This is a genomic window from Pseudomonas sp. LAIL14HWK12:I1, from assembly GCF_003202095.1.
GTDB lineage: Bacteria > Pseudomonadota > Gammaproteobacteria > Pseudomonadales > Pseudomonadaceae > Aquipseudomonas > Aquipseudomonas monteilii.
Window position 1 is genome coordinate 1 of record NZ_QJKG01000019.1, and the last position, 5,585, is coordinate 5,585.

The 5,585-nt window shown below is 62.5% G+C and carries 6 protein-coding genes; 3 read left to right on the plus strand and 3 right to left on the minus strand.

Going from position 1 to position 5,585, the window contains the following annotated elements:
* Positions 1-455 (minus strand): thiamine pyrophosphate-binding protein (locus tag D906_RS26315; protein WP_256586170.1); only part of this gene is annotated, 455 nt, incomplete at its 3' end.
* 170 nt (positions 456-625) lie between these two features.
* On the opposite strand from D906_RS26315, the gene D906_RS26320 reads away from it, so the two are divergent.
* The gene (locus tag D906_RS26320) at positions 626-1,507 is read left to right on the plus strand and encodes a LysR family transcriptional regulator (RefSeq protein ID WP_016714070.1); all 882 of its coding nucleotides are present in this window, start codon (positions 626-628) and stop codon (positions 1,505-1,507) included.
* 179 nt (positions 1,508-1,686) lie between these two features.
* Positions 1,687-2,871 (plus strand): MFS transporter, encoded by a 1,185-nt coding sequence (locus tag D906_RS26325; RefSeq protein ID WP_019099394.1) that lies wholly within the window; start codon positions 1,687-1,689, stop codon positions 2,869-2,871.
* Positions 2,872-2,922: 51 nt separating this feature from the next.
* Here D906_RS26325 and D906_RS26330 read toward each other — a convergent pair whose 3' ends face one another.
* A complete protein-coding gene (locus D906_RS26330) occupies positions 2,923-4,188 on the minus strand; it encodes an ATP-binding protein (protein WP_027615842.1) in 1,266 nt (421 codons plus the stop codon).
* On the minus strand, positions 4,185-4,877 hold the full coding sequence (locus D906_RS26335; RefSeq protein WP_025755066.1) for a response regulator transcription factor: 693 nt from the start codon (positions 4,875-4,877) through the stop codon (positions 4,185-4,187). Before D906_RS26335 ends, D906_RS26330 begins: the two co-directional genes overlap by 4 nt.
* A gap of 197 nt (positions 4,878-5,074) precedes the next feature.
* Here D906_RS26335 and D906_RS26340 point away from each other — a divergent pair.
* On the plus strand, positions 5,075-5,585 hold a 511-nt coding region (locus tag D906_RS26340; RefSeq protein ID WP_305888499.1), incomplete at its 3' end, for a POTRA domain-containing protein.

A 5,585-nucleotide genomic window follows, 5' to 3' on the forward strand; every position in this document is an offset into this window, starting at 1 on the left:
CCCGGCTTTTCTTCTTCGGCCAGGCGGAAGGCTTCGCGCATGCGCGACGGGATGTTGTCGGCCGAGGCGAACTGGTGGGTGTACTTGGTGATGGGGTCCATCATGCCGCACACGTCGATGATCTGGAAGCGGCCCTGCTTGGACTTCTTGATCGGCTTCTGGCCGGTGATCATCATCATCGGCATGCCGCCCAGGTAGGCGTAGGCGCTGGCAGTAACCAGGTTGGTGGCGCCAGGGCCGAGGGTCGACAGGCTGACGCCGGTCTTGCCGGTCAGACGGCCATAGGTGGCGGCCATAAAGCCTGCAGACTGCTCGTGACGGGTCAGTACCAGCTTGATCTTCGACTTGCGCAGGGATTCGAGCAGGTCGAGGTTTTCTTCACCGGGAATGCCGAACACATACTCGACACCTTCGTTTTCCAGGCATTGCACAACGACATCGGCGGCCTTGGCCATTTGGGGTACTACCTCAAAATCTTTGTGGGATTGCAGCGTTATGACACTGCGTGACTGAGATGTTGCAGGATGTCTCAGTGGCGCGCATCGTAGGCCCTCTGGTTAATAATAATAAATATATTGTTATGATGCTTAGCATCACAGCTTGTTATGAATGGTAGAACGCCTCAATGAACCTCAAGGCATTGCGCTGCTGCGTCGAGATCGTGCGCCAGGGCAGCTTCACCAAAGCCGCGCAGCACCTGCACATCGCCCAGCCGGCACTGAGCATGGCCGTAACCCGGCTGGAAGAAGAACTGGGGGTCACCCTGTTCAACCGCACTACGCGCAAGGTGATCCTCACCGCCGAAGGCGAACAGTTTCTGCCGCGCATTGCATCGGCCCTGCGTGAGATGGATGTCGCCCGGCAAGAACTGCGCGACATGGCCGACCTGAAACGCGGTGAAGTGCGTCTGGGTATTCCCCCGATGTTCGGCCTGCACTATGTGCCCGGCTTGATGAATGCCTTTCGCAAGCTATACCCAGGCATTGCCATGACCGTGTTCGAAGGCAGTGCCGAGGACATTGGCCACCGCCTGGAACAGCGTGAAATCGACCTTGCACTGCTGGAGTCCAGGCGCGTGCCGCCCGACAAGGAGTCGATCCTGCTGGGCAGTGACGAGATGCTGGCGTGCATGCACCCCGACCACGCCTATGCGGGCAAGGCCTTCCTCACGGCGGAAGACCTGCGCAATACCGATATGGTGGTGTTCGACCGAACGTTCGTGCAACGTCACCTGCTGGACGCGTTCTTCGCCGAACATGGCATTACTTATCAGGTGGCGCTGCAGAGCAACTTCGTCTCGCTGGTGGTGCAGGCCGCACTGGACAACATGGGCGTGGCGACCCTGCTACGCTCGGTGCAGCAGCGCACACCGGGCATCGTCGGGGTGCCGTTCCGACCAGCGCAACTGATGAGCTTCCGCCTGTGCTGGCGGTCGGGGGAATACCTGTCGCTGGCCAGCAAGCGGTTCATCGATTTTGCCGCGCAGACACATTATCTGGAGCGTTGAGGGGCACACTTGTACTCCATTCGCATTCAGGCCGCTCCAGAGGCATTCGTAAGCTCGGCAGCAGAACCTGCCTGAACCCAGCAGATGCGGAGGAAGCTGTCCAGCTTCCTCGACGTTTCAAGCGAACATTGACTATGATCCCGCCTTGAACGTTTCAGCATGTTTCAGTAAGGATCCCGATGTCAGTCCAGGAACACCCCCCTCTTCCCAGCAAAACCACCGTCGCCAAGATGGAAGCCGCCATGGCATTGGGCAGCTTTGCCATCGGCACCGGCGAGTTCGCCATCATGGGCCTGATGCCCGACATCGCCAACGACCTGCAATTGAGCGAGCCGCAGGTGGGCCACGCCATCAGCGCCTATGCACTGGGGGTGATGGTTGGCGCCCCGACACTGGCGATTCTGGGTGCCAAACTGCTGCGCAAGCACATGTTGTTGCTGTTGATGCTGCTGTATGCCCTGGGCAACCTGGCCACGGCCTTTGCCCCCTCGTTCAGCGGCCTGGTTGCCTTCCGCTTCATCAGCGGCTTGCCCCACGGCGCCTACTTCGGCATTGCCGCAGTGGTGGCCTCGAGCATGGTGCCCAAGGACCACCGAGCGGGTGCCGTTGCCCGGGTGATGATGGGCCTGACCTTGGCCATGTTGCTCGGCAACCCGGTGGCCACCTTCCTGGGCCAGTACTTCGGTTGGCGTTCGGCATTCGTGCTGGTCGGCGCGATTGCCCTGTGCACCATCGCCCTGGTGTGGCGCTTCGTGCCCCAGCGCCACGACGAAGTCCGCAGCGACCCGCGCAAGGAGCTGCAAGCCTTCGCCCTCCCGCAGGTATGGATGGCGCTGGCAATCGCTTCGATCGGCTTTGCCGGCATGTTCTGTGTATTCAGCTACCTGGCACCGACCATGCTGCAAGTAACCCAAGTGTCACCACAGTGGATTCCATTCGGCCTGGCGGCGTTCGGCGTGGGCGGTATCGTCGGCAACATCGCTGGCGGCAAACTGTTTGATCGCTTGCAGTTCCGCGCGGTGGGGTTGGTGCTGGTGTGGTCGATTGCCGTACTGCTGTTCTTCACCTTCGCTGCCCAGGCACTGTGGAGCCTGCTTTTGGGTATCGGCCTGGTGGGTACCATGATTGCCCTGGCAGCGCCGCTGCAAATCCGCCTGATGGACATTGCCCATGAAGCACCAAGCCTGGCAGCGGCATCGAACCATGCGGCGTTCAACCTGGCCAATGCATTGGGGCCGTGGCTGGGTGGCATGGCGATTACCGCAGGCATGGGCTGGACAAGTACCGGCTACATTGGCGCGGCGACGGCACTGGTCGGGTTAGGGATTTATCGGGTGGCGCGACGGATGAAAGGCGGCCATTGAAATACCCGCACCCAGCGGGTGTGCGAAACGCCCGGTAACTCAGCCCTGGATTCAGGCAGGGCTGGCCCGCGGCAGCTCGATGCGTACCCGCAACCCGCCACTGTCGGCAGCCAGCGCCGTGATGCTGCCGCCGTGCAACGCAATAGCCCGCTGTGCAATCGCCAGCCCCAGGCCAAAGCCATCGCCACTGTCATCGGTGCCCCGATCGAACGGCTCGAAGATGCGCTGCAAGCGGGCCGGCTCTACGCCCGGCCCATGGTCGCTGACACTGACCTGCAACCATTGCCCGCCCGGCGCCAGCGAGGCCTGCACCAGCACCTCCGTACCGGCTGCGGTATAGCGCACAGCGTTGCGGATGATGTTCTCGAATGCCCGGTACAGCAGCTCCTCATGCCCGTGGATGAGAAACATACCTTGGGCATGCAACGACACCTGACACTGTTTCATACCCGCCTCGAAACGGGCGTCCTCGACGATCTGCGCCAGCAACTCGACCACATCCACGCTGGCAAAGTCGCGGTTGCCCTGCCGCGCCTGAGCGCGGGCCAGGGTCAGCAACTGCTCGATCAGGTCGTCCATTCGCCGCGACTCACGTTCGACCCGTTCCAGCATATCGAGCCGGTCGGGTTGCTGACGCATCAGGCCGATGGCGGCATGCATACGGGTCAGTGGTGAACGTAGCTCGTGGGAAATGTCATGCAGCAGGTTCTGTTGCGCCTGCACCAGGGCCTTGAGTTGACCGGCCATACGGTCACAGTCTTCGGCCAGCTCGACAATCTCGTCACGGCGTTTGCCAAGCCGGGGTTTCACGCGCACGTCGAACCGGCCCTGGGCCACCTGGCCCATCGCTTCACGCAGCCACGCCAGCGGGCGTGTCAGGTACAGGCTGCACAAGAAGGCAAACAACGCACTCATCAACGTGCCGGTAAACAAAGGGCCCATCCCGCGCGGACGTGGTGGCTCGCCAACGGTTGTGGCCACCGAGGCCCGCAGCACCAGCGGGCGGCCCTCGCTGTCGCGTAAGGCTTGCTCGAAACGGGCCACTTGTACCGCCTTCCCAGCCAGCAGTTGCCTTTGGCTATCGTAAAGGCCCACCTGCACATCGGGTGGCTGCGGCGACACGTTCAGCAACTGCCGACCGGCCTGTTCGCCATAGCGCTGCAACAGCTGCAGCTCGGTGGCCAGCAGCGAACGCAGTGCCGGGCTGTCTCCACGCCAGTCATTCAGCATGAAGGTGGCTGCGCCCACCAGAAAGGTCAGGCTGTTGGCCAGCCAGAATGCCAGGAACAGCTTCCAGAACAGGCGTCGGCGCATCATTCGACTATCAGCATGTAGCCCATGCCACGCACGCTCTGGATCCAGCTGCTGCCGTCAGCGCGCGGGCCGAGCTTTTGCCGGATGCTGCTGACATGCACATCGATGCGCCGGTCGTAGCGGGTCAGCGGCCGGCCCAAGGCATTGAGCGACAGGTCCTGCTTGCTGACCAGCTGTCCAGCCTGGCGGGCCAACGCCTCAAGCAGGCTGAACTCCGAGCCGGTCAGTTCCAGCGTGGCGTCGCCCCAGTGCGCTTCGCGACGACCCGGCCACATTTTCAATGCACCCGTGCGCACTTGCTCAGGGGCACTGGCCTCGCCCATCAACTGCGGCTGCACCCTGCGCAGAATCGCCCGCAAGCGTGCCACCAGTTCACCCGGCGAGCTGGGCTTGGGCACATAGTCATCGGCCCCCAGTTCAAGGCCGGCAATGCGGTCGATGTTGTCGCCACGGGCAGTCAGCAACAGTACAGGCACTTGGCTGCGCGCACGCACGCGCCGCAGCACTTCGATACCCGAGATACCCGGCAGCATCACGTCCAGCACCACCGCCTGATACTGGCCGGACAACGCCTGGGCCTCGCCCTCCTCGCCAGTGTCCACGGCCGTGGCCTGGAAGCCTTCGCGCGCCAGGTACAAAGAGAGCATTTCAGTCAGTTCGCGGTCGTCGTCGACCAGCAGCACGGGGATCATCGGGGCCAGATATCGCAATTGCAGGGGCGTTAATGATCGCCCTCCACGGCGGCACTGTCACCGCCGGCCGGTCGGACTTTACACATCTTTACCCTCGGCTAACCGCGCCGTACACAGCCCGCCCGTATCCTCATCGCCCGCTGCTTGCGGGTTGCCCGCGCTTGCTCCCCTCCGAATCCGCTTGTCTGGAACCCCCGATGAACTACCCGCGCCTGTTGCTCTCCATCCTGTTGCTGAAAGCCACACTGGTTCAGGCCTCCCCCTTCAGGATCGCCGACATCCGGGTCAACGGCCTGCAGCGGGTTTCCGCCGGCAGTGTGTTCGGTGCCCTGCCGCTGAACGTCGGCGACCAGGCGGATGACCGCCGCCTGGTGGACTCGACCCGTTCCCTGTTCAAGACTGGGTTCTTCCAGGACATTCAGCTGAACCGCGATGGCAATGTGCTGATCATCAACGTGGTCGAGCGCCCGTCGGTGTCGAGCATCGAGATCGAAGGCAACAAGGCAATCAGCACCGAAGACCTGATGAAGGGCCTGAAGCAATCGGGCCTGGCCGAGGGCGAGATCTTCCAGCGTGCCACCCTCGAAGGCGTGCGTAACGAACTGCAGCGCCAGTACGTGGCCCAGGGCCGATACTCGGCCGAGGTCGACGCCGAAGTGGTGCCGCAACCGCGCAACCGCGTCGCGCTGAAGATCAAGATCAACGAAG